This window comes from Azonexus sp., assembly GCF_047638095.1.
Taxonomy (GTDB): domain Bacteria; phylum Pseudomonadota; class Gammaproteobacteria; order Burkholderiales; family Rhodocyclaceae; genus Azonexus.
In genome coordinates this window covers 1-22,146 of sequence record NZ_JBLJBW010000006.1, presented here as the reverse complement: position 1 = coordinate 22,146, position 22,146 = coordinate 1, and the positions used below count along the sequence as shown (strand labels likewise).

Genomic DNA, 22,146 nt, shown 5'->3' with positions numbered 1-22,146 from the left:
TGCGAAGGGGCGACAAAAAAGCGGCGGGTGAAAGCCTGCTCATGGGCGATAAGAAAACTGTGCCTGAGTCAACATCGGGGTGTGGCACTTGGGTGATCTAACATATAAAATATATAAGACTTGCGCGCCAAAGGATTTTGCTCTGCCGAAAACCGGTTACCTTGGTGCTGCGAAGGTCGTAAAATCTACCGTCCAATTTTCCTGTGCCCACCCTTTACGAAAGGAAGTCGCCGTGCTTGAAGCCTACCGTGCCCATGTTGCCGAGCGTGCCGCCCTCGGCATCCCGCCGCTGCCCCTGTCCAAACAGCAGACCACCGAATTGGTCGCCTTGCTGAAAAACCCACCCCAAGGCGAAGAAGCCGCGCTGGTCGAGTTGATTACCTACCGCGTGCCGGCCGGCGTGGATGACGCGGCCAAAGTCAAGGCCGAGTTTCTCGCCAAGGTCGCCAAGGCTGAGGAAAACTGCCCGCTGATCGCCAAGGAAAAGGCCACCGAACTGCTCGGCACCATGCTCGGCGGTTACAACGTCAAACCGCTGATCGACCTGCTCGGCTGCGCCTCCTGTGGCGCGGTTGCTGCCGAGGGCCTGAAGAAGACCCTGCTGGTGTTCGATTACTTCCACGATGTCGCCGAGCTCGCCAAAAAAGGCAATGCCAACGCCAAAGCGGTGATGCAATCCTGGGCCGACGCCGAGTGGTTCACCTCGCGCCCGGAAGTGCCGGCTTCGCAGAAGCTGACCGTGTTCAAGGTCACTGGCGAAACCAATACCGACGACCTGTCTCCCGCGCCGGATGCCTGGTCGCGCCCGGATATTCCGCTGCACGCGCTGGCCATGCTGAAGAACCCGCGCCCGGGTATCGAAGCCGACGAGGCGGGTATCCGTGGCCCGATCAAGCAACTGGAAAAGCTCGCCGCCAAGGGCAATCTGATCGCCTATGTTGGCGACGTGGTCGGCACCGGTTCTTCGCGCAAATCCGCCACCAACTCGGTGCTGTGGTTCACGGGTGAAGATATTCCCTTCGTGCCGAACAAGCGTTTCGGCGGCGTCTGCCTGGGCTCCAAAATTGCTCCGATTTTCTTCAACACCATGGAAGACGCCGGCGCGCTGCCGATCGAAATCGACGCCGGCCAGATGGACATGGGCGACGAAATCGAACTTAAGGTTGACGGTGCCACCGGCAAGGTCACGGCCACCAAGAACGGCGCGGTGATCGCCGAATCGCAACTGAAGACCCTGGTCATCCTCGACGAAGTGCGCGCTGGCGGGCGTATTCCGCTGATCATCGGCCGCGGCCTGACCACCAAGGCGCGCGAGGCGCTCGGTCTGCCGGTGTCCACCCTGTTCCGTCTGCCGCAAAACCCGGTCGATAGCGGCAAGGGCTACTCGCAAGCGCAAAAAATGGTCGGCCGCGCCTGCGGTCTGCCGGAAGAAAATGGGCAACAGCGGGGCATCCTGCCCGGCACCTACTGCGAACCGAAGATGACCACCGTCGGCTCGCAAGACACCACCGGCCCGATGACCCGCGACGAGCTGAAAGACCTGGCCTGCCTCGGCTTCTCCGCCGATCTGGTGATGCAATCCTTCTGCCACACCGCCGCTTATCCGAAGCTGGTCGACGTCAAGATGCACCGCGAACTGCCGTCCTTCATCTCGACGCGCGGCGGGGTTTCCCTGCGTCCGGGCGACGGCGTCATCCACTCCTGGCTGAACCGCCTGTTGTTGCCGGATACCGTCGGCACCGGCGGCGACTCGCACACCCGCTTCCCGATTGGTATCTCCTTCCCGGCCGGTTCTGGCCTGGTCGCCTTTGCTGCCGCCACCGGCGTCATGCCGCTCGACATGCCGGAATCGGTGCTGGTGCGCTTCAAGGGCAAGATGCAGCCTGGCATCACCCTGCGTGATCTGGTCAACGCCATTCCGCTCTATGCCATCAAGGCCGGCCTCTTGACCGTCGAGAAGAAGGGCAAGAAGAACGTCTTCTCCGGCCGCATTCTGGAAATCGAAGGTCTGCCGGATCTGAAGGTCGAACAGGCTTTCGAATTGTCCGATGCCGCCGCCGAGCGTTCCGCTGCCGCCTGTTCCGTGGCGCTCAACAAGGCACCGATCGTCGAATACATGCGCTCCAACATCACGCTGATGAAGTGGATGATCGCCGAAGGCTACCAGGACGCCCGCACCCTGAAGCGCCGCATCGCCGCCATGGAAGAGTGGATTGCCCATGGCACGCTGATCCAGGCTGACGCAGATGCGCAGTACGCCGCCGTGATCGAAATCGATCTGGCCGACGTGAAAGAGCCGATTGTGGCCTGCCCGAACGATCCGGACGACGTGAAAGTGCTCTCCGAAGTCGCCGGCGACAAGATCGAGGAAGTGTTCATCGGCTCTTGCATGACCAACATCGGCCACTTCCGCGCTGCCGGCAAGGTGCTGGACGGTAAATCCGACATCCCGACCCGTCTGTGGATCGCGCCGCCGACCAAGATGGACGCCATGGTGTTGAACGAGGAAGGCTATTACAGCGTGCTCGGCAAGGCCGGCGCGCGTATGGAAATGCCCGGCTGCTCCTTGTGCATGGGTAACCAGGCGCAGATCCGCAAGGGCTCCACCGCCATGTCCACCTCGACGCGCAACTTCCCCAACCGTCTGGGCATCGACACCCGCGTCTACCTCGGCTCCGCCGAACTCGCCGCCATGTGCGCCCTGATGGGCAAAATCCCGACGGTGGCGGAATACATGGAACAAATCCAGGTAGTCAATGCCAAGGCAGCGGATATCTACCGTTACATGAACTTCGACCAGATCGCTGATTTCGTTGAAGTGGCGGCAACGGTGGAGATGTAACGTCTAAGAATCGCGCTTAGTTCAATGCCTGAAAACCCCCGCCGTTACTGGCGGGGGTTTTGTTTTTAGACAGGGAAATTGCATAAAAGCGACGATGGAAGCCCGCACTGTTACCAAAATCGCCGATAGAGCGCTATCGGGTTTAGTTTATCACTCTCAGCGATATTTATGGCTTATCGCTGAGGGCGATATTTGCGTTTTATTGCCATTGGCGGTAAAGTGAATATATTGCCATTACCGATATCCGAGGCGCATATGCCTTTACTAACCTCGTTAACTACTATTCACACACCGGAGCAGTTGGGTGCCATCTTGCGGGACCAGCGCCGCGCAAGGAAGATGTCGCAGAGTCAAGTTGCGACGCGCCTTAACATCAGCCAGAGCTGGTTCTCTGAGTTGGAGCAGAACCCAGCGGAGCTTAATCTGGCTCGACTGCTGGTGCTCGCAAAAACGCTGGGGCTGGAAGTGATGCTCCGCGCGCAGGAGGCGAGCCCCGGCAGTACACCACGCGAGGACTGGTGATGGGGCGCAAGTCACATCAGCGGGTCTTGGCGCTTTGGATGAATGGCACTCGAGTAGCGTACTGGACGATATCGCCAAATGGCTACGATCAATTGCGCTACGACGAGGACTGGCTGCAGTCCGAGCGCCGGCGACCGCTGTCGTTGTCGCTGCCGCTGCAAACCGGTGTTATCCGGACTGCGGCAGTAGGGGCCTACTTTGACAACCTGCTGCCGGACAGCGACCCGATCCGCAAGCGCTTGCAGGCACGCTTCGGGACCGCAACGCGAGGCGCTTTCGATTTGCTGGAAGCGATCGGCCAGGACTGCGTGGGCGCGGCCCAACTGATGCCCCTGGGCAGCGAGCCGACCGATTACCGCAAAACGGAAGCGACGCTCCTGACCGAGGCCAAGGTGGCGCAGGCCCTACGCGACACGATCCTGCCCAGCGGCGGAATCCACCGGGAGGAGCACGCGGATTTTCGTATCTCGATTGCGGGGGCGCAGGAAAAAACTGCGCTTACCTTGATTGAAGGCCAGTGGTGCTTGCCGCACGGGGCCACGCCGACGACGCACATCTTCAAACTGCCTTTGGGCCTGGTCGGTGCACGCAAAGCAGATATGCGCACGTCAGTGGAAAACGAGTGGTTGTGCGCTCAGTTGCTGGATTTGTTCGGCATTCCGGTTGCCGAGACTGCGATGGCGACGTTCGAAGATCAAAAGGCGCTACTGGTGACCCGCTTCGACCGCCAGCGGATGGCGGAGGGATACTGGCTGCGATTGCCACAAGAGGATTTTTGCCAGGCACTCGGCTGTCAGAGTGCGCTGAAGTACGAAAGCGATGGTGGGCCTGGGCACGCGGAAATCGTCGAAAAACTGGTGTATTCACGCAATGGCCAAGACCTGGAGACATTTTTCCGTACGCAGGTCCTGTTTTGGATGTTGGCGGCAACAGATGGCCACGCCAAAAATTTCTCGATCCGACTGCTACCGGGGTCGGCGTACGAAATGACGCCGATGTACGACGTGCTTTCTGCCTGGCCAGTGACCGGGCAGGGGGACAATTTGCTTAACTACAAAGAGCTCAAGCTGGCAATGGCGCTCCGCAGCACAAATGCACACTACCAGTTGGAAAAGGTACAGGCCCGGCATTTCGTGCGCTTGGCAGAGCAGTGCCGTATTCCGCATGATTCTGCGATACGGCTTATCGAAGAGCTGATCGCGATGACGCCGAGCGTGATTGATAAGACGGCGGCATTGCTGCCCGATGGGTATCCAATGGATGTGTTTGAGGCGATCACCAAGGGGCTTCAGTGGTCGTCGGATCGGCTTGGTAAGAGCCTTGCGCTAGGTGTTTAGTCCCGCGGTGTAAGTCGGACGACGTAAATCGCGTTTGACGCCCGAAAACTCCCGCCCGCGTGCGGGAGTTTTGTTTTTCCGTCCAATGTTTGCGCGCTGGCTTTTTGCATCGATGGGGCGCGGTGCGCTGCAGGCAAGTGCGGTATCATTGCGCACTTTGCGGCGGCCGCCTGTTGAGTAGCGGCCGGGGTTCGTCGAAACGCCAACCAAGGATTTTGTGTGTATGTTTGATGCTGTTCGTAACAACAAGAAAATTGTGCAGGTTTTCCTGGTTTTGATTGCGCTGCCCTTTGCCTTTTTTGGTGTCGATTCCTTCCGTGACAGCGGGGCCGGGGCCGATGTGGCCAAGGTCGGGGAAGTCAAGATTTCACAGCAGGAATTCCAGCAGGCGGTGCGCGAACAGCAAGAAAGATTGCGGGCGCAAATGGGTGAAGTGGATCCAAAAATCCTGGATAACCCGGAATTTCGCCAAGCCATTCTCGATGATTTGATCGATCAGCGCGTGCTCTTTCAGGAAGCGCGCAAACGCCATTTGTTCGCCAGCGATGATGCTGTGCGCCAGGCGATTGCGGCGATTGCGGCATTTCACGATGAAAGCGGGCAGTTTTCACAAAAACGTTATGAAGCGCTGCTGAATGCGCAAGGCATGTCGCCGACAGGGTTTGAAGCGCAGGTGCGTCAGGATTTGGCCTTGCAGCAGCTGGCGGGCACCATTGGGCGCTCGGGCATCGTTTCGCAGCGCATCACGGACAAGGTGCTGGCCTTGCAAAGCGAGATCCGCCACGTCCAGGAATTCGTTTTGCCGGTTGAAAACTATGCTGCCAAAGTCAAGCTTGAGGAAGGCGCGGCGAAAAAGTTTTATGACGAAAACAATGAACAGTTCCGCACGCCCGACCAAGCCAAGGTCGAATATCTCGTGCTCGATGCGCAAAGTGTTGCTGCCAGCGTCAGCGACGAGGAAATCAAGGCGTGGTACGAGGGGCATAAAGAGCGTTACCAGCAGCCGGAAGAGCGCCGCGCCAGCCATATTTTGATTGGCCTGGAAAAGCTTGGTAAAGACAAGGCGCGAGCGAAGGCCGAAGAGGTGTTGCAGGAAGTCAATGCCAAGCCGGGGGCTTTTGCCGAGTTGGCCAAGAAGCACTCCGACGATCCGGGTTCGGCGGCGCAGGGGGGCGATCTGGGCTTTTTTGCGCGCGGCATGATGGTGAAACCCTTCGAGGATGCCACCTTCTCCTTGCAGGAGGGGGCTATCTCGGGCTTGGTCGAATCGGATTTTGGTTTTCACATCATCAAGCTGACGGGGAGCCACGCGGCGCGTGAAAAACCGCTCGCCGAGGTGCGTTCTGAAATTGAAAATGAGCTGAAAACTGCCGCCGCCGCGCGTAAATTTGCCGAAGCAGCAGAGAGTTTCAGCAATATGGTCTATGAGCAGTCGGATAGCCTGCAGCCGGTGGCCGATCAGTTCAAACTGAAAATTCAGAAAAGTGACTGGATCGGGCGCGAAGCCAATCCGGCCAATGGCGTTCTCGGAAATGCCAAGCTCTTGGCCGCCGTATTTGGCGATGAAGCAGTCAAAAACAAGCGCAATACGGAAGCCGTCGATGTCGGTCAAAACACCTTGGTTGCGGCGCGAATTGCTGAATACAAAGCGGCTTCGGTGCAGCCTTTCGAAGGTTTGCAGGCGACCATCGAAAAATTGCTCCTGGGTCAGGAAGCGCAAAAATTGGCGCGCGCCGATGGCGAGGCGCGCTTGAGTGCCTTGCAAGGCGGCACAGATCAGCTCGCCTGGGGTGCCGACAAACTGGTGTCGCGTATGGATGCCCGTTTGCTGCCGCCGCAAGCCGCCCCCCTGGTGTTCAAGATGGATGCCGCCAAGCTGCCGGCCTACGTCGGCGTTGATCTGCCCGGCAAGGGGTATGCCTTGTATCGATTGAGCAAGGTGGCGGCGGGCACCGAAATGGATGCAGCACGCCGGCAAAGCCTGCAAGGGCAGCTACGCAGCTTCGCCGCGCAACAAGAAGTGGCGATGTATCTGAGCGCTCTGCGCGCGCGCTACAAGGTGGATGTCAATGCCAAGGCCCTGGCGGGGGCGAGCGAACGCTGACCGCGTCTGTTTGCACAAATTTTGCATCAAGCGACAAAAAAGGCGGTTGGTAACCGCCTTTTTTGTCGCTGTTTTGCTGCAGGCGAATCAAGATTTCAGCGCTTCGTAAGCATCGTGCGCGGAGAGAAAAATCTTGCCGTGCAGCTTCTGCTCTGGCGTTTGCCACCAGGGCGCGTGCGCCAGGCGATCCTGCACGGGGCCTTTGATCTCCGCTAGATGCAGGCGGATGCCGCGTAAGGCCAGTTCTTCTGCCCAATCGGCGAGTGCTTCGGCGGCGGTGGCATCGATCCAATTTACGGCGCTCATGATGAAAACGACGTCGCGTAACGCGTTCTGTTGTGCCAAGGCATCGCGTAGGCGGCTTTCGACGGCGGCCAGGTTGCCAAAAAACAGGCTTTCATCGATGCGTAAAAACAGCACATGGGCCAGGGTGTCGACCTTGTGACGCTCGATATTGCGAAAATGCGTGCTGTTGGGCAGGCGGCCGACAATGGCGATGTGCGGCGTACTGGCGCGGTAGAGGTGGGTGGCAAGAGAAAATAGAACGCCTAGGGCGATGCCGCTTTCCAGGCCGAGAAAACCTACGCCCAAGGCGGTTCCCAGGGCGGCGATGCCATCGGCCCGGTCGTATTGCCAGGCGCGGCGCAGCGCGTGCAGGTCGAGCATGCCCCAGGCGGCGACGATGATGCTGGCGGCAAGCATGGCGAGCGGCACCTGCGCAAAAAGTGGCGCTGCGCCAAGCGCGACGACGAGCATGACGACGCCGGCAACGATGCTTGCCAGCGGTGTTTGTGCGCCGGCCGCAACATTGATCGCAGTGCGCGACAGTCCGCCGCCAACGGGCATGCCGCCACAGCCGGCGGCAAGTAGATTGGCCCAACCCAGGCCGTGCAATTCGGCATTGCTATCGATGCGCTCGCGCCGTTTACTGGCCAGGGTTTGCGCCATGGAGATGTTTTGCACCATGCCGACCAGGGCGAGCAAGGCCATGGGCAACAGTAGGTTGCTGACGTGCGTCAGGCTGGGTAAAACGGGCAGCTGAAGCGGTGTCGCCGTCGAAAAACTACCGACGACGCGCAGCGGGTAGTGGGTGGTGAGAGCAAAATTTGCCACGAGTGCGGTGGCGGCAAAAATGAGCAGCAAGGGCAAAAGGCGTAGCAGAAACAGCACGCCTCGAGCGCCGGGCGTCTGCATCGAGCGGTAGTGGGTGGCGCAGCGGCGCGTCAGGGCGAGGATGAGTAAGCTCCCCAGGCCGATGCTGCTGTTGATGTCCCAGAATTCGCCTTGGCCGAGGGCCGCAATGGCCGCGCCGACATCGGGCGCTGCGCTGGGCAAGGTGAAAAAATATTTGAGCTGACTGAGGATGATCAAAATCGCCGAGCCGCTGATGAAACCGTTAATGACCGGGCGGCTCAAAAGTTGGGCGAGAAAACCCAGGCGCAGCCAGGCGGCGGCGATGAGCAAGAGGCCGCAGCCGAGGGCGAGCGTGGCGGCGAGGCTGAGATAGAGGGGCGAGCCCGGTGTCGCCAGCGGCGAGAGCACGGCGTAGGTCATGAGCGAAGTGATCGCCACCGGCCCTACCGCCTGCACCCGGCTGCTGCCCAGCCAGGCGTAGGCAATGGCCGGCAGGATGGAAGCGTACAGACCGGCCTGCGGCGGCAAGCCGGCGAGCAGCGCGTAGGCGAGGCTTTGTGGAATGACCAGTAGGGCGGTGACGAGGCCGGCTACGACGTCGCTGCCCAGATGTTCGCGCGGATAGGGCGCGGCCCAGTCAGGCCGCCAGCGCATGTTCGGGCCGTTGCATGAAAACAAAACGCCGGCCGGGAGAAACCGGGCCGGCGTTGCGAGGCAAGGCAGACACGCCTTAAGCGGGCAGCGGCTCGGCGTTGCCCAGTGCGGTGGTGTTCATGCCGCCATCGACATACATGATTTCGCCGGTGATGCCGCTGGCCAAGTCAGAGAGCATGAAGGCGGCGGCGTTGCCGACTTCGTCGATGGTCACATTGCGGCGCAGTGGTGCATGGTGCGAGTTGTACGAGAGCAGTTTGCCGAAATTGCCGATGCCGGAAGCCGCCAGGGTTTTGATCGGGCCGGCGGAAATGGCGTTGGCGCGGATACCTTCCGGGCCGAGGCAGAAAGCCAGATAACGGGTGGCCGCCTCCAGGCTGGCTTTGGCCAGGCCCATGGTGTTGTAATTGGGCATGGTTTTTTCTGCACCGAGGTAAGTCAGGGCCAGGGCAGACGCTTTGCGCCCCTGCATCATCGGGCGGGCCGCCTTGACGAGTGCCGGGTAGCTGTAAGACGAAATTTCGTGGGCGATGCGAAAGGCTTCGCGCGAGATGCCGTTGAGAAAATCGCCCTCGATGGCTTCGGTCGGGGCATAGGCAATGGAATGCACCAGGCCGTCGAGGCCGTCCCAGTGCTGGCGCAGCGCGGCGAAGGCGTTGTCGATTTGTTCGTCGCTGGCGACATCGAGCGGAATCACCACGTCGCTGCCGAATTCGGCAGCAAATTTCTTGATGCGTTCTTCAAAGCGCTCGCTCTGGTAGGTAAAGGCGAGCTGCGCACCTTCGCGGTGGCAGGCTTTGGCGATGCCATAGGCGATGGAATGCTTGGACAAGAGTCCGGTGAGCAGAATTTTTTTGTCAGCAAGAAAGCCCATGAAATTTTTCTCCCTAGGGGTTTAGCCGCGGAATTATAAACCGAGAATGTGCGCCATTCGCAGCCATTCGCAGCCCTATGTGCCTTCTTGAAGAGGCGTTGTGTCAGGGAAGAAGGCGTCGACTGCGGCAGAAAATAGACGCAAGCTTCTGCCTTGGGAATATAATCCAATGCTTATTTTCCAACTGAAGGAGATGCCATGATCGGCCTTCTCGCCCGCCTGACCAAACACCTGACGCTCGCCATTCCGCTCACCATGCTGCTCGGTTTTCTTTATGGCGTGCTAATGCCGACGCAGGGCATGCGCCACCTCGTCGTGCCGCTGACCTTTCTCATGGTGTATCCGATGATGGTGACTTTGAAAGTTGCCACCTTGCGCGAAGGGGGCGGCGGCAAGGCGCAAGTTTTGGCGCAACTCATCAATTTCGCCATCATCCCTTTTGTCGCTTATGCTTTGGGCCGCCTGTTCTTTCCTGAGCAGCCTTTTTATGCAATCGGTTTGTTGCTGGCCGCTTTGCTGCCAACTTCGGGGATGACCATTTCCTGGACGGGTTTTGCCGGTGGCAATCTCGTCGTGGCGATTAAAATGACGGTACTCGGGTTGATCCTGGGTTCGTTGGTAACGCCATTTTATTTGCAGTGGTTGATGGGGGCGGCGGTGTCGGTCGATTTGCTGGCGGTGTTCTGGCAGATTTTGTTCATCGTTTTTTTGCCCATGCTGGCGGGGCAGTTGACGCAGCGTTTTCTGCTCAAAAAATACGGGCAAAAAATATTCCAAAGCGAATGGGGGCCGCGTTTTCCGCCCTTCTCCACACTCGGTGTGCTGGGTATCGTGTTTGTTGCCATGGCCTTGAAAGCGCAGCAATTATTGGCGCAGCCGGCAGAGTTATTGCAATTATTTATGCCGCTATTGGCGCTCTATGGCATCAATTACGCACTGAGCACCTTGGTGGCGCGCAGCTTGTTGCCACGCGGCGAGGCCATTGCCCTGGTTTATGGCACAGTAATGCGTAATTTATCGATTGCCCTGGCTTTGGCGATGAATGCTTTTGGTGCGGCAGGCTCTGATGCGGCTTTATTGATCACCTTGGCTTACATCATTCAGGTGCAATCGGCAGCATGGTATGTGAAATTAACCGATAGATTATTCGGTGCAAAGCCTGCTTAAAACCAAATTTAAATTTATATGGGCATTGGATTGAAAAAGCTGTGTAATTCGATTAAATTGCCAGGCGTTTTATTTAACAGGAGTTTGCGATGAATCTGTCTGCTTTGAATTTTTCTGAATTGCGCAGCCTGCAAGAAGCCGTTACCGCAGAATTGAAGTTGCGCGCAGTGCAAGAGCGTGAAGCGCTGCGTAACGAGCTGGTGCACTTGGCGCAATCGCGCGGCTTTAGTGTCGATGAGCTGTTTTCTGACAAGATCAAGCAAAAAGGCGCTCCGGGGCGCAAGGTGAGCGTGAAATACCGCCATCCGCTCGACGCCGGCCTGAGTTGGAGCGGGCGCGGGCGCAAGCCGAAATGGGTGGAAACCTGGTTGGCCGAGCAAGGCAGTATGGAAGCTTTGTTGGTTGCTTGATTTAGAATAACGAACTTTTGTTGGAGCGCCCCTGTGCAGGGGTTTGCCGTGCCTGGGGGTTGTCGCTCCCAGGCCGTGTCGCCCGCGTGCGGGCGTGGATCAAACATGCGTATTCTTTTAAGCAATGATGACGGTTATTTTGCGCCGGGGCTGGCGGCATTGGCCGAGGCTTTGTCGGATTTTGGCGAGGTCGTGGTGGTCGCCCCGGAGCAAAATCGCAGTGGCGCAAGCCATTCTTTGACCTTGGATCGGCCGTTGATCGTCAAACAGGCCGCCAACGGGTTTTACTATGTCAACGGCACGCCGACTGATTGCGTGCATCTGGCGGTCAGTGGCATGCTCGATGCCATGCCGGATCTGGTGGTTTCCGGCATCAATGCCGGGGCCAATATGGGCGACGATACGATTTATTCCGGCACGGTGGCAGCGGCCACCGAAGGTTATTTGTTGGGTATTCCGTCGATTGCCTTGTCGATGACGACCTTTGATTGCCGCCATTTCGCCACCGCCGGGCGCATTGCGCATCAACTGGTCGAGCGCCATATTCAGCAGCCGGTCAATGAGCCGGTTTTATTGAACGTCAATATTCCGGATATTCCTTTTTCTGAAATCCAGGGTTTGGAAGTCACCCGCCTGGGCCGCCGACATAAAGCGGAACCCGTGGTGCGCAGTGTGTCGCCGCGTAAGGAAACCGTGTATTGGATCGGTGCCGCCGGTGCGGCGGCAGACGCCGGGCCGGGTACGGATTTTCATGCCGTGGCGCAAGGGTGGGTGTCGGTCACGCCTTTGCAAATCGATTTGACGCACGCGGATCAACTCAGCCGCATTCGGCAGTGGGTGGCATGAATTCCGCTTCTTCTTCGCCGGCCGCGCGTCACGGTGTGCAAGGCATAGGCATGACCTCGCAGCGCACGCGCGCGCGCATGATCGAGCGGCTGCGGCAAAAAGGCATTGCCAATGAGCGGGTGTTACAGGCGATGAGCGCCGTGCCGCGCCATATTTTTGTTGAAGAAGCGCTCGCTTCCCGGGCTTACGAAGACACTGCCCTGCCTTTGGGGTTGGGGCAGACGATTTCTCAGCCGTACATCGTGGCGCGGATGATCGAATTACTGCTCAACAACCGTCCGGGGTTGGGTAAAACCCTGGAAGTGGGGACCGGTTGCGGTTATCAGGCGGCGGTGCTGGCGCAGTTGAGCCCCGAGGTCTATAGCGTCGAGCGGCTGGCCGCTTTGCTCGACAAAGCCAAGACGCATATGCGCGTGTTGCAGCAGTTCAACGTGCGCTTGAAACTTGCCGATGGCCATTTTGGTTTGCCGGAAGCCGCCCCTTTTGACAGCATCATCGTGGCGGCAGCCGGTGCTGCGATTCCGGCAGATTTGTTGCGTCAGCTGGCACCCGGCGGGCGTCTGGTCTTGCCGGTTGGGGGCGAATCACAGTATCTTTGCATGCTTGAATACACCTCGGAAGGCTTTGTCGAGACGCGTTTGGACCCGGTTCGCTTCGTCCCGCTCTTGCCAGGAATACAATGAGCAAACTTTATTTTCCCCTGTTTTTTATCTTGACCGCGACGGCCTGCTCGCAGGCTCCGGCCCCCGCTGTGACGCGCGAACCCAGCGCCCCGACGGCGGCAGCGCGTCAGGCTGGCCCGGGGGAATACCAGGTCAAGGCGGGGGACACCTTGTACCGCATCGCCCGCGAACACGGGATGACGCCGGCCGAGTTGGCCGAGCTCAACGGCATCGACAATCCCGCCCTGTTGCCGGTTGGGCAGATTCTGCGTTTGCGCCAAGCTGCTGCGGCGAACGCGGGGGGGGGCGGTGCGGCAGAAGTGAAAGCGACACCCATCGGCAGTGCCGGAGGGGTTGAGACGCGCGCCCTGGAGGGCGGTGCATCGGCAGTTACCAAGCCGGCCGGTGGTGTGCTGCAGGAACCGCGCGGCGGCAAAGTGCCGTATTCGGAAGAGGCGCAGGCCCGCTTGAATGGAACGCCTGCCGCTGCGCCGGCACCGGCAAACACCTCGCCGCCCGCCGTTACGGAAGCCCCCACCGCCACGACCGTGCCAGCGGGGGCGGCGCAAGCCGCCGGAGCCGGTTTGATCTGGCCGAGCGAAGCGAAAATTTCCGCCCCTTACAACGGCAGCAGCAATAAAGGCATCGACTTTGCAGGCAAACAAGGCGATGCCGTGCAGGCCGCCGGCGAAGGCAAGGTGCTTTTTGCTGGCAATGGCCCGCCGGGTTACGGCAAGCTCGTTATTGTGAAACACAGTACCGATCTGCTCTCGGTCTATGCGCACAACAGCAAATTGCTGGTGAAAGAGGGGCAGAGCGTGACCCAAGGCCAGAAAATCGCTGAAATGGGCAATAGCGGCACCGATCGCGTCAAGCTGCATTTTGAAATTCGGCGTCAAGGTATGCCGGTCGATCCCCTGCCTTTCTTGCCCAAGCGCTGACGATGGGCCGCGGCGACGACCAGGACGAGGATCTGCCGTCGCCGGATGCGGCTTGGAACGCCGCGCTGCATGAGGCCTCTGCCGATGCCGGCAGCTTGCTGGGCGACATCACCCAAACCTATTTGAACGAAATCGGCGAGCACCCCTTGCTCAGTGCCGAAGAAGAGCTCGCCACGGCGCGCCGGGCGCAGGCAGGCGATATGCGCGCGCGGCAAACGATGATCGAGCGCAATCTGCGCCTCGTGGTGTATCTGGCGCGCCGCTACCAAAACCGGGGCATGGCGCTGCTCGATTTGATCGAAGAGGGCAATCTCGGCCTCATGCACGCGCTGGAGAAATTCGATCCGGAGCGCGGTTTTCGTTTTTCCACCTACGCCACCTGGTGGATACGCCAGCACATCGAGCGCAGTCTGATGAATCAGGCGCGCACCATTCGTCTGCCGGTGCATGTGGTGAAGGAAATCAACCTGGTGCTGCGCGCGTTACGCCATTTGGCGCTCGACGATCCGCACGAGGCCAGTCCGGAAAAAGTAGCGCGTCTGCTCGATCGTCCGCTGGCGGATGTGCAGCGCATTCTGGCGCTGAATGAGCACATCGCATCACTCGATGCGCCGCTCGACATCGATGCCAATCACAGCATGGTCGAATTCATCGTCGACGATGCGCCAGGCAGCGATCCAGAAAGCAGTCTGGAGCGCCAGCAAATCGAAACCTTGGTTGCTGCCAGCTTGCATGAGCTGACGGAACGTCAGCGTTACATCATTGAGCGCCGTTACGGCCTGAATGGCTGCGATACGGAAACCCTGGAAGCCCTCGCCGAGGCGCTCGGCCTGACCCGCGAGCGAGTGCGCCAGATTCAGCAGGAAGCCTTGCGGCGTCTGCACGAACATCTGCGCCGCCAGCGCATGGGGGGCGAGGCTTTGCTGTGAGTGACGCTAGGCTGTGTTCAGGAAAGCTGAGCACGGCCGGGCCGATGCCATGCAACACGGCGCAGTTTATTGTTGCGCCAATGCGTTTGCTGCAATTTTTGCCAGGCGCATCGCTTCCGCGAGTTGAAACACCGACATGGCGTAAAAGCTTGAGCGGTTGTAGCGGGTGATGACGTAAAAATTCTCCAGACCCAGCCAGTATTCCGTACTTTGCGCCGGGCTGACGAGGTCGATCAGGCAGACCTGGGCATCCGCGGCGATGTCGGCGTGCAGGCCCTCGGCAAGGAGATTGCCGGCGCGTAGCGTCGGGCGGATGCCGGCTTCCAGCCAGCGCTCGGCGGGGGCGCTCTCCTGCAGGCGGGCCGGTACAGCAATGGCGGCATCTTTTTGCCAGCCGTGTTGTTCGAGAAAGCGTGCCACGCTGCCAATCGCATCTGGCACGCTGTTGGCGAGATCGATGCGTTGGTCGTTGTCGAAATCGACGGCGTAGCGGCGCAAGCTGCCTGGCATGAATTGCGGAATGCCCAGTGCGCCGGCAAAAGAGCCTTTGATGGTCAGTGGATCAACTGCGTTTTCGCGGCTCATGAGCAGGAATTGTTCCAGTTCAGTGCGGAAAAATTCCGCTCGCCGGGGGTAGTCGAAAGCCAGGGTGGCCAAGGCTTCATAGACGCCGAAGTTGCCGGTGATACGCCCGTAAAAGGTTTCGACACCGATGATGGCGACGATGATTTCTTCCGGCACACCATACAGCGCGCGGGCGCGCGCCAGGGTGGCGGCGTTTTCTTGCCAGAAGCGCAGGCCGCCTTGAATGCGCTTGGGTTCGATGAAACGGGCGCGATAACGCGTCCACGAACGCTGGCCGGGCGAACTCGGCGGCTCCATCAGCTGAATGACGCGCGGGTTGGTGCGCAACTGCGTCATCTGCGCGATCAACTCTGCCGCCGAAAAACCTTGGCGTTGCGCCAGATCCTCGGCAAAGGCAAGGGCTTGCGGTAATTCGGCGATGGTTTGCGCGCCTGCCGTGCTGGCGAGGGCAAGGCAGCAGGCGGCCAGGAAATGACGTACACGATTCACAGGAAACTCCGGCGGGGCAGGGCCGCTGCGGCGGCGCGCAAGGCGGCAAGATGTTCGCTGCCGTCAGGGGCGTAACGAACGTGAAGGAAGGCGCTAATCACGGGGTGCAGTTGGCGGGCCAGTTCGGGGTGTTCTTTTTGCAGGCGCTCGGCCAGCGCCAGCGGGCTTTCGGACGGCGCGCAGTGTACCCCGGTTCGACGCAGGGCGTCTTGCCAGATGCGTATTTCGGGCGGGAGTTTGTGGCGTTGATGTAGCAGAAGCAGGGTCAGCAGCCCCAGGCTCAGGAGGCTCAGACTGCCCAGCAGCCAGGCCAGCGTCTGCCAGCCGCCGGGCAGCCCCAGTTTTTCCAGTAGATCGCGCTGACGCAACGAGTCGTAGCCCAGCACTTCCTGTTGCCAGGCGTTATTGAGCGCTTCCCAGCGGCGCAGCAAAGGGCGCAGCCAGTCGTTTCCGGCGCGCATGAAGAAGGGCAGGGGCTCGCCTGCGGAAAGCGCGTTGGCCAACCCCTGTTCGATGCGCTGCGGCGCAACCGCTGCGGTCGGGTCGATGCGCACCCAGCCGTGTTCCGCCAGCCACACTTCGGCCCAGGCATGGGCGTCTGACTGGCGCACTACGAGAAAACCGTCGTGCGGATTGATCTCGCCGCCCTGATACCCCGTCACCACCCGCGCCGGAATGCCGGCGGCGCGCATCAGCACCACGAAGGCCGCGGCATAGTGCTCGCAAAAGCCGCGCCGGGTAGAGAACAGAAAATCATCGACGCTGTGGTGCCCGAGCTGCGGCGGTTGCAGTGTGTAGTAAAACGCTTCGTTGCGAAAATGCGCCAGCGCCGTGGCGATGATCTCCTCCGGGCTGTTGCGCGCGCGCCACTCGGCGGCCAGCGCCAGGGTGCGCGGGTTGAAGCCGGCGGGCAGGGCGAGATTGGCCGCACGCACCGCCTGCGTTTCCTCGCGGTTGAAACGGTAATCGAGGGCGGCGCTCAGGCGAAAGCGGTGGCGGCTTTCCAGCGCGCGTGGCAACAGGGTGGTGAGCCGGGTGTCGGTGCGAGCGTCCGCAGGCAGACGCTGCGGCGCATCCAGCGCCAGTAGCCAGCGCTGGCCGTGCGCTTCCAGCGTCAGTTCGTAGTGCACTGGCGCGCTCAGGGCTTCGATTGTGGTTTCGCTCTCAGCCTGGGCTGGCGCAGGCGGGGCGCTTTGCCAGCGCCGGCCGTCGAAAATTTCCAGCACCGGGCCGCGCCAGTACAGGCGGTTTTGTGCCGGCGGCGCAGTGGCAAAGCGCGCGCGAAAGGCAATCGCGCCGTTCTGTACCAGTTGCCCGATGCTGCCGGGTGCCATGCTCTCGCTGAGGCCGGTTCTGGCGCTGAAGGCGTCTTGCGGCATGCCCCACAGCGGGCCGGGGATGCGCGGAAAAAAGAGGTAGAAAATCAGCATCAACGGCATGGCCTGCGCCAGCAGGCGCGCCGATTGCGCCAGCAGCGGGCGCACGGCGAGTACGCCGGCGTGCAGGCGTAGCAGTGCCGCCGTGATCAACCACAGGGTAAACAGCATCCAGAGCGCCGTGGGGATGTCTTGCGCTGCAAAATAATGCGTCAGCAGCAGGAAATAACCGAGCATGATGACCACCACCGCATCGCGGCGCTGGCGCATTTCGAGCAGTTTCAGGGCCATGAACAGCACCAGAACGGCAACCCCCGGCTCGCGTCCGAAAAAACTGCCGAATTCGAGCCGCACCGCCAGCGCCCCGGCGAGCGCCAGAGGCAGCAACAGCCAGCGCACCGGCAGACGGCGGTCGCCGCGCCAGAGCAAGACCGCCCACGCCCAGCACAGCGCCGCCCAGGCGCTCAGCCAGAACGGCTGGGTCAAGACGTGCGGCAGCGTGGTGGCGAGCGCCACCGCAAACAGCCAGGGCGGCTCGCTGCGCGCCAGTGTCGGCGGGGGTGGGGCGGTGCGTTTGAACCAGCGTTTCATGCTGAAAGAATCATTGGGGGGTCCGGGCGCGCATCCAGCAGGTGTATGCCCCAGGTGCAAAATGAGCAAAAACGCACTGAAAAATCAGCGTTCATCCGCGTCATCCGTGTTTGAAATGCGGTTTTCGGCTTCATTCCGCTCACCCCGGATAGAGCGCCAGGGCCTCCAGGCAGCGCAGGCGGTGCGCTTCGCCGCTGTCCGAGGCGAGCACGATGCCCGGCAGCCTGAGCGCAAAACGGCGCTGTTCCTGGCTGGCGCGCAACACCCAGGCGCAGAGGATGGACAGGCGTTCTTCCACCGAAAGCCGCGGCTCGAGCTCAGCCCAGTCCAGTAACAATTCACTGCTGCTGGTGCCGGAAAATTCCTTGATCAGCAGCGGCCCTCGTCCGTCGCTGCGCGCCTCGGCCTTCCAGGCGACGTGGCGCAAAGGATCACCCGGCTGGCGCTCGCGCAGGCCAGAAAAATCCTCGCCGCCCGCGGAGGCGTGCGTACCGGCGGCGCTGCTGGCGGCACTGGTTTGCGGCAAGGGGCGGGCGCTGGGCTGCGGATAAACCAGCACGCGCAGCGCCGGCCAGGGCAGGCTCCAGGCGGTGAACAAGCCCAGCGGATAGCGGCTTTCCAGGCGCAGACGCGGCAATTCCAGCCAGCCGCGTTGCTGGCTCGGCAAGGCGACCAGCACGCACTCCTGGCGGTTCGCGGCGATAGAAAAATCAAGCGGCAGTTCTGCCTTGGCCGATAAGCGCAAAGCGTAACGCGGGCGGGGTGTGGGGTTGTCGAGGGCGAGCTCGAATTGGGCTACGTCTCCGGCAAATACGGGTGAGGCGCGCCGGGCGGTGAGCGACAAACCGTGCAGGTTGCGAAAGGCATGCACCAGGCTCACCAGGCCCAGTGCGGCGAGCAGAAACACCAGCCCGTGCCCCAGCGCCAGGTTGTAATTGATGGCCCCGAGGAGCAGGGTGAGCAGTACGAGCGCAAACAATAGGCCGCTGCGGTTGGGCAGGAGGTAGATGTTGCGCCGGGTCAGCGTACACGGCGCGCTCTGCGGGCGGGGGGTAGGGAACAAGCACGCAAACACGCGTACAAAAAAGCGCCGCCAGAAAGGTATTTGGCCGGTGGCGGCCGGCGCGTGCGCGGGCGTGTTTTTTTCGGCATGAGGCTGCGCTTCCATCCCGATCACCTGCTGTGGGTACATTCAGGGAATGGCGACGCTGGCGAGCAGGCGGGAAATTTCGCTGCCGCTGGCTGGGCTGCCGTTGTTGGCCGACAGCAGGCGGTGTTGGGCAACGGAAAGGAAGACGGCCTGCACGTCGTCGGGCAGGACCATGTTGCGTCCGGCCAGCCAGGCCCAGGCGCGGGCAGCCGAGAGGAGCGCCAGCCCGGCGCGCGGCGACAGGCCATGCCGCCAGGCCGGGTTTTCCCGGCTCGCCGCGAGCAGGGCTTGCAGGTAATCGATCAGCGGCCCCGACGCATGTACGCTGCGCACCTCGGCCTGCCAGGCCAGCAGTTGCGCCGGTTCGATGAGCGCGGCCAGCGCTGCGCTCTGCAGGTGGCCACCATCACCCGCCAGCAAGGCGCGCTCGGCCTGGCGATTGGGATACCCCAGGGTCAGGCGCATGAGAAAACGGTCGAGCTGGGATTCCGGCAGGGCAAAGGTGCCGATCTGGCTGGTCGGGTTTTGCGTGGCGATGACGAAAAACGGCTGGGGTAGCGGGCGGCTTTCGCCATCGACGCTGACCTGGCCTTCGGCCATCGCTTCCAGGAGCGCGCTCTGGGTTTTCGGCGTGGCGCGGTTGATTTCATCGGCCAGCAGCACTTGCGTGAAAATCGGGCCGGGCAGGAAGCGGAAGCTGCTTTCCCCAGGCGCGCCCTGGCGCTCGAAAATGCTGATGCCGGTAATGTCGGCGGGCAGCAAATCCGCCGTGAATTGCACGCGCGCGAACTGCAGGCCGAGCAAGCGGGCCAAAGTCTGCGCCAGGGTGGTTTTGCCCAGTCCGGGCAGGTCTTCGATCAGTAAATGCCCGCCGGCAAGCAGACAGGCCGCAGCAAGGCGCAATTCGTTTTCCTTGCCCAAAATGACGCGGCTGGCGGCGGCAAGAGTGGGGGCAAAGGGCAGGGCGGAAGTCTTTGGGGATGTATTCGAGCTCAGCATGGGCCGGATAGTGCGATGAAATACACAATGTGGCAATGTAATTGCTTGAAGCGGCTTGCGGTATCGGTTGATAATGCAGCGTTCGAGGTACTGCCGGCGGCATTATCATGCGTCGCAGTTTTGTTTCACGATAAAGAGAGAACGATAAGTGACGACGACCGCCTTCATTACCCATCGCGACTGCATGTTGCACGACATGGGCGCGCATCACCCAGAATGCCCGCAGCGCCTGACCGCCATCAACGATCACCTGATTGCCCAGGGGATCGATGCTTATTTCGTCAATTACGAAGCGCCGCTCGCGACCTTTGAGCAACTCATGCGCGTGCATCCGGCGTCGCACCTGGAGCGCATCAAGCGCGCCTCGCCGGAGATGGGCATCGTCAATCTCGATCCCGACACCGCGATGAATCCGCACACCTGGACGGCCGCGCTGCGCGCTGCCGGTGCGGGCTGCATGGCGGTCGATCTGGTGATGGAAAAAGAAACCGAAAACGCCTTCTGTGCCGTGCGCCCGCCCGGCCACCACTGCGAAAAAGCCACGCCGATGGGCTTTTGCTTCTTCAACAACATCGGTGTCGCCGCCATGCACGCCATCAAGGCGCACGGGCTGGAGCGCGTTGCCATCATCGATTTCGACGTGCACCACGGCAACGGTACCGAAGACTGCTTCGCCGGCAACGAACAGGTGCTGATGTGCAGCATCTTCCAGCACCCGTTCTACCCCTATTCCGGTGCCGACAACCCTGCCGCCAACATGTGCAACGTGCCGCTGGCCGCTGGTTGCGGCGGTGAGGAATTCCGCGATGCGGTGTTGCAAGTGTGGACGCCGCGCCTTCAGGAATTCAAGCCGCAGATGATCCTGATTTCTGCCGGTTTCGACGGCCACTACGAAGACGACATGGGCGGCTTGCGCTTGTTTGAAAAAGACTTCGCCTGGTGTACCGAGCATTTGAAAAAACTGGCCGCCGAAATGTGTGAAAAACGCATCGTTTCCATGCTCGAAGGCGGTTATGTCATGAGTTCGCTCGCGCGCAGCGTCGGGGCGCATTTGCGCGTTCTGGCCGATCTTTGAGCGACGTATGTTTTTTTGGGGGAAAAACGCCGGGCTGGGTTAGAATCCAGCCCGCTTTTTTATTGTTTACAACGTATGAACGGATAAACCCATGGCGTTGATTGTTCAGAAATACGGCGGCACCTCGGTCGCCAATCCCGAGCGCATCAAGAATGTCGCTCGCCGCATCGCCCGCTTCAAGGCGCAGGGCCACCAGGTCATTGTCGTTCTCTCGGCGATGAGCGGTGAAACCAACAAACTGATTGCGCTGGCCAAGGAAATGCAGCCTAATCCCGACCCGCGCGAGCTCGATGCCGTAGTCAGCACCGGCGAGCAGGTCACCATCGGCCTTCTGGCCATGGGCCTGAAAGCCATCGGTGTCGATGCCAAAAGCTATACCGGCGGCCAGGTCAAGGTGCTCACCGACGATACCTTCACCAAAGCACGCATTTTGTCGATCGACGATGCCAACATCCGCGCCGATCTGGATGCCGGAAAAATCGTTATCGTGGCCGGCTTTCAGGGGGTTGATGCGGCCGGAAACATCACCACCTTGGGCCGTGGCGGCTCCGACACCTCGGCGGTGGCCCTTGCTGCGGCGTTAAAAGCCGATGAATGCCAGATTTACACCGATGTGGACGGCGTCTATACCACCGACCCGCGCATCGTGCCGGAAGCAAAAAAACTCGATAGCGTCACCTTTGAAGAAATGCTGGAAATGGCCAGCCTCGGCTCCAAGGTGCTGCAAATCCGCTCGGTTGAATTCGCCGGCAAATACAAAGTGAAACTGCGCGTGCTCTCCAGCTTCCAGGACGAAGGTGAAGGCACGTTGATTACCGTTGAGGAAGATAAAACCATGGAACAACCCATCATCTCCGGCATCGCCTTCAACCGTGATGAAGCCAAGCTGACCATCCTCGGCGTGCCTGACACCCCGGGCATCGCTTATCAGATTCTCGGTGAAATTGCCGCCGCCAACATCGACGTCGACATGATCATCCAGAACGTCGCCCACGACGGCGGTGCGGATTTCTCCTTTACCGTCAGCCGTGGCGATTTCGCCCGCGCCCAGGGCATCCTGGAGAGCGTGCGCCAGCGCCTCGGTGCGCGCGAAGTCACCGGTGATGACAAGATCTGCAAGGTCTCCGCCGTCGGCGTCGGCATGCGCTCGCACCCCGGCGTTGCGTCCAAGATGTTCAAGGCACTGGCCGATGAAGGTATCAACATCAAGATGATCTCGACCTCGGAAATCAAGATTTCTGTCGTCATCGACGAAAAATACCTCGAACTCGCCGTGCGCGTCCTGCACCGCGTTTTTGGCCTGGATCAGTAAAATTTGACCCTAAGGCGCGAAAGCTTTATCATCCGCGCCTTTCCGCTACAGCACATGTAACGGATGGTTTGGAGACGTGGCCGAGAGGTCGAAGGCACTCCCCTGCTAAGGGAGCATGCGGGCAAAACCTGCATCGAGGGTTCGAAT

At 60.6% G+C, this 22,146-nt stretch carries 18 protein-coding genes; 12 read left to right on the top strand and 6 right to left on the bottom strand.

Going from position 1 to position 22,146, the window contains the following annotated elements; all coding sequences use genetic code 11:
* Positions 1 to 232: 232 nt before the first annotated feature.
* The 4 genes from ACM62Q_RS02545 to ACM62Q_RS02530 all read left to right on the top strand — a co-directional run bounded on the left by ACM62Q_RS02545 (position 233) and on the right by ACM62Q_RS02530 (position 6,805).
* Positions 233 to 2,842, top strand: a complete 2,610-nt coding sequence (locus tag ACM62Q_RS02545; protein WP_415033410.1) for a bifunctional aconitate hydratase 2/2-methylisocitrate dehydratase — start codon at positions 233 to 235, stop codon at positions 2,840 to 2,842.
* A gap of 192 nt (positions 2,843 to 3,034) precedes the next feature.
* Positions 3,035 to 3,364 carry a helix-turn-helix domain-containing protein gene (locus tag ACM62Q_RS02540; RefSeq protein ID WP_415033409.1) on the top strand — a complete coding sequence of 110 codons (330 nt, stop codon included), beginning with the start codon at positions 3,035 to 3,037 and terminating at the stop codon, positions 3,362 to 3,364.
* Complete coding sequence (locus ACM62Q_RS02535) at positions 3,364 to 4,701, top strand: type II toxin-antitoxin system HipA family toxin (protein WP_415033408.1); 1,338 nt, start codon at positions 3,364 to 3,366, stop codon at positions 4,699 to 4,701. The genes ACM62Q_RS02540 and ACM62Q_RS02535 overlap by 1 nt, the downstream gene beginning before the upstream one ends.
* 223 nt (positions 4,702 to 4,924) lie before the next feature.
* Positions 4,925 to 6,805: a SurA N-terminal domain-containing protein gene (locus ACM62Q_RS02530; protein ID WP_415033407.1), complete on the top strand. Its 1,881-nt coding sequence runs from the start codon at positions 4,925 to 4,927 to the stop codon at positions 6,803 to 6,805.
* Positions 6,806 to 6,892: 87 nt separating this feature from the next.
* On the opposite strand, the gene ACM62Q_RS02525 is transcribed toward ACM62Q_RS02530, so the two are convergent.
* The gene (locus ACM62Q_RS02525; protein WP_415033406.1) at positions 6,893 to 8,593 is read right to left on the bottom strand and encodes a SulP family inorganic anion transporter; all 1,701 of its coding nucleotides are present in this window, start codon (positions 8,591 to 8,593) and stop codon (positions 6,893 to 6,895) included.
* A 76-nt stretch (positions 8,594 to 8,669) separates the two neighbouring features.
* Positions 8,670 to 9,467 (bottom strand): enoyl-ACP reductase FabI, encoded by a 798-nt coding sequence (fabI, locus tag ACM62Q_RS02520; RefSeq protein WP_415033405.1) that lies wholly within the window; start codon positions 9,465 to 9,467, stop codon positions 8,670 to 8,672.
* A gap of 198 nt (positions 9,468 to 9,665) precedes the next feature.
* Between fabI and ACM62Q_RS02515 the strand changes: the two genes are divergently transcribed.
* The 6 genes from ACM62Q_RS02515 (at position 9,666) to rpoS (ending at position 14,422) form a co-directional block, all read left to right on the top strand.
* A complete protein-coding gene (locus ACM62Q_RS02515) occupies positions 9,666 to 10,634 on the top strand; it encodes an arsenic resistance protein (RefSeq protein ID WP_415033404.1) in 969 nt (322 codons plus the stop codon).
* 89 nt (positions 10,635 to 10,723) lie between these two features.
* Positions 10,724 to 11,044 carry an H-NS family nucleoid-associated regulatory protein gene (locus ACM62Q_RS02510; protein WP_415033403.1) on the top strand — a complete coding sequence of 107 codons (321 nt, stop codon included), beginning with the start codon at positions 10,724 to 10,726 and terminating at the stop codon, positions 11,042 to 11,044.
* Between the two features lie 105 nt (positions 11,045 to 11,149).
* Positions 11,150 to 11,890, top strand: coding sequence for a 5'/3'-nucleotidase SurE (gene surE, locus ACM62Q_RS02505; RefSeq protein WP_415033402.1), 741 nt, complete (start codon positions 11,150 to 11,152; stop codon positions 11,888 to 11,890).
* Positions 11,887 to 12,573, top strand: a complete 687-nt coding sequence (locus ACM62Q_RS02500; protein WP_415033401.1) for a protein-L-isoaspartate(D-aspartate) O-methyltransferase — start codon at positions 11,887 to 11,889, stop codon at positions 12,571 to 12,573. Before surE ends, ACM62Q_RS02500 begins: the two co-directional genes overlap by 4 nt.
* Positions 12,570 to 13,493 carry a peptidoglycan DD-metalloendopeptidase family protein gene (locus ACM62Q_RS02495; protein WP_415033400.1) on the top strand — a complete coding sequence of 308 codons (924 nt, stop codon included), beginning with the start codon at positions 12,570 to 12,572 and terminating at the stop codon, positions 13,491 to 13,493. Before ACM62Q_RS02500 ends, ACM62Q_RS02495 begins: the two co-directional genes overlap by 4 nt.
* Before the next feature lie 2 nt (positions 13,494 to 13,495).
* Positions 13,496 to 14,422 carry an RNA polymerase sigma factor RpoS gene (gene rpoS / locus ACM62Q_RS02490; protein WP_415033399.1) on the top strand — a complete coding sequence of 309 codons (927 nt, stop codon included), beginning with the start codon at positions 13,496 to 13,498 and terminating at the stop codon, positions 14,420 to 14,422.
* A gap of 66 nt (positions 14,423 to 14,488) precedes the next feature.
* Here rpoS and mltB read toward each other — a convergent pair whose 3' ends face one another.
* The 4 genes from mltB to ACM62Q_RS02470 all read right to left on the bottom strand — a co-directional run bounded on the left by mltB (position 14,489) and on the right by ACM62Q_RS02470 (position 19,612).
* The gene (gene mltB / locus ACM62Q_RS02485; RefSeq protein WP_415033398.1) at positions 14,489 to 15,496 is read right to left on the bottom strand and encodes a lytic murein transglycosylase B; all 1,008 of its coding nucleotides are present in this window, start codon (positions 15,494 to 15,496) and stop codon (positions 14,489 to 14,491) included.
* Positions 15,493 to 17,463, bottom strand: coding sequence for a transglutaminaseTgpA domain-containing protein (locus ACM62Q_RS02480; RefSeq protein WP_415033397.1), 1,971 nt, complete (start codon positions 17,461 to 17,463; stop codon positions 15,493 to 15,495). The genes mltB and ACM62Q_RS02480 overlap by 4 nt, the downstream gene beginning before the upstream one ends.
* Before the next feature lie 139 nt (positions 17,464 to 17,602).
* On the bottom strand, positions 17,603 to 18,526 hold the full coding sequence (locus ACM62Q_RS02475) for a DUF58 domain-containing protein (RefSeq protein WP_415033396.1): 924 nt from the start codon (positions 18,524 to 18,526) through the stop codon (positions 17,603 to 17,605).
* A gap of 129 nt (positions 18,527 to 18,655) precedes the next feature.
* On the bottom strand, positions 18,656 to 19,612 hold the full coding sequence (locus ACM62Q_RS02470) for an AAA family ATPase (protein ID WP_415033395.1): 957 nt from the start codon (positions 19,610 to 19,612) through the stop codon (positions 18,656 to 18,658).
* Between the two features lie 148 nt (positions 19,613 to 19,760).
* Here ACM62Q_RS02470 and ACM62Q_RS02465 point away from each other — a divergent pair, with 148 nt between their 5' ends.
* Complete coding sequence (locus tag ACM62Q_RS02465; protein WP_415033394.1) at positions 19,761 to 20,687, top strand: histone deacetylase family protein; 927 nt, start codon at positions 19,761 to 19,763, stop codon at positions 20,685 to 20,687.
* A gap of 91 nt (positions 20,688 to 20,778) precedes the next feature.
* Positions 20,779 to 21,999 (top strand): aspartate kinase, encoded by a 1,221-nt coding sequence (locus ACM62Q_RS02460; protein ID WP_415033393.1) that lies wholly within the window; start codon positions 20,779 to 20,781, stop codon positions 21,997 to 21,999.
* Positions 22,000 to 22,146: the final 147 nt, after the last annotated feature.

Excerpts from the sequence above, each read along its gene's own strand:
- ACM62Q_RS02535 (WP_415033408.1), top strand. The coding sequence starts at position 3,364 with ATGGGGCGCAAGTCACATCAGCGGGTCTTGGCGCTTTGGATGAATGGC.
- ACM62Q_RS02530 (WP_415033407.1), top strand. The coding sequence starts at position 4,925 with ATGTTTGATGCTGTTCGTAACAACAAGAAAATTGTGCAGGTTTTCCTG.
- ACM62Q_RS02525 (WP_415033406.1), bottom strand. The coding sequence starts at position 8,593 with ATGCGCTGGCGGCCTGACTGGGCCGCGCCCTATCCGCGCGAACATCTG.
- fabI (WP_415033405.1), bottom strand. The coding sequence starts at position 9,467 with ATGGGCTTTCTTGCTGACAAAAAAATTCTGCTCACCGGACTCTTGTCC.
- ACM62Q_RS02515 (WP_415033404.1), top strand. The coding sequence starts at position 9,666 with ATGATCGGCCTTCTCGCCCGCCTGACCAAACACCTGACGCTCGCCATT.
- ACM62Q_RS02510 (WP_415033403.1), top strand. The coding sequence starts at position 10,724 with ATGAATCTGTCTGCTTTGAATTTTTCTGAATTGCGCAGCCTGCAAGAA.
- surE (WP_415033402.1), top strand. The coding sequence starts at position 11,150 with ATGCGTATTCTTTTAAGCAATGATGACGGTTATTTTGCGCCGGGGCTG.
- ACM62Q_RS02500 (WP_415033401.1), top strand. The coding sequence starts at position 11,887 with ATGAATTCCGCTTCTTCTTCGCCGGCCGCGCGTCACGGTGTGCAAGGC.
- ACM62Q_RS02495 (WP_415033400.1), top strand. The coding sequence starts at position 12,570 with ATGAGCAAACTTTATTTTCCCCTGTTTTTTATCTTGACCGCGACGGCC.
- rpoS (WP_415033399.1), top strand. The coding sequence starts at position 13,496 with ATGGGCCGCGGCGACGACCAGGACGAGGATCTGCCGTCGCCGGATGCG.
- ACM62Q_RS02480 (WP_415033397.1), bottom strand. The coding sequence starts at position 17,463 with ATGAAACGCTGGTTCAAACGCACCGCCCCACCCCCGCCGACACTGGCG.
- ACM62Q_RS02470 (WP_415033395.1), bottom strand. The coding sequence starts at position 19,612 with ATGCTGAGCTCGAATACATCCCCAAAGACTTCCGCCCTGCCCTTTGCC.
- ACM62Q_RS02460 (WP_415033393.1), top strand. The coding sequence starts at position 20,779 with ATGGCGTTGATTGTTCAGAAATACGGCGGCACCTCGGTCGCCAATCCC.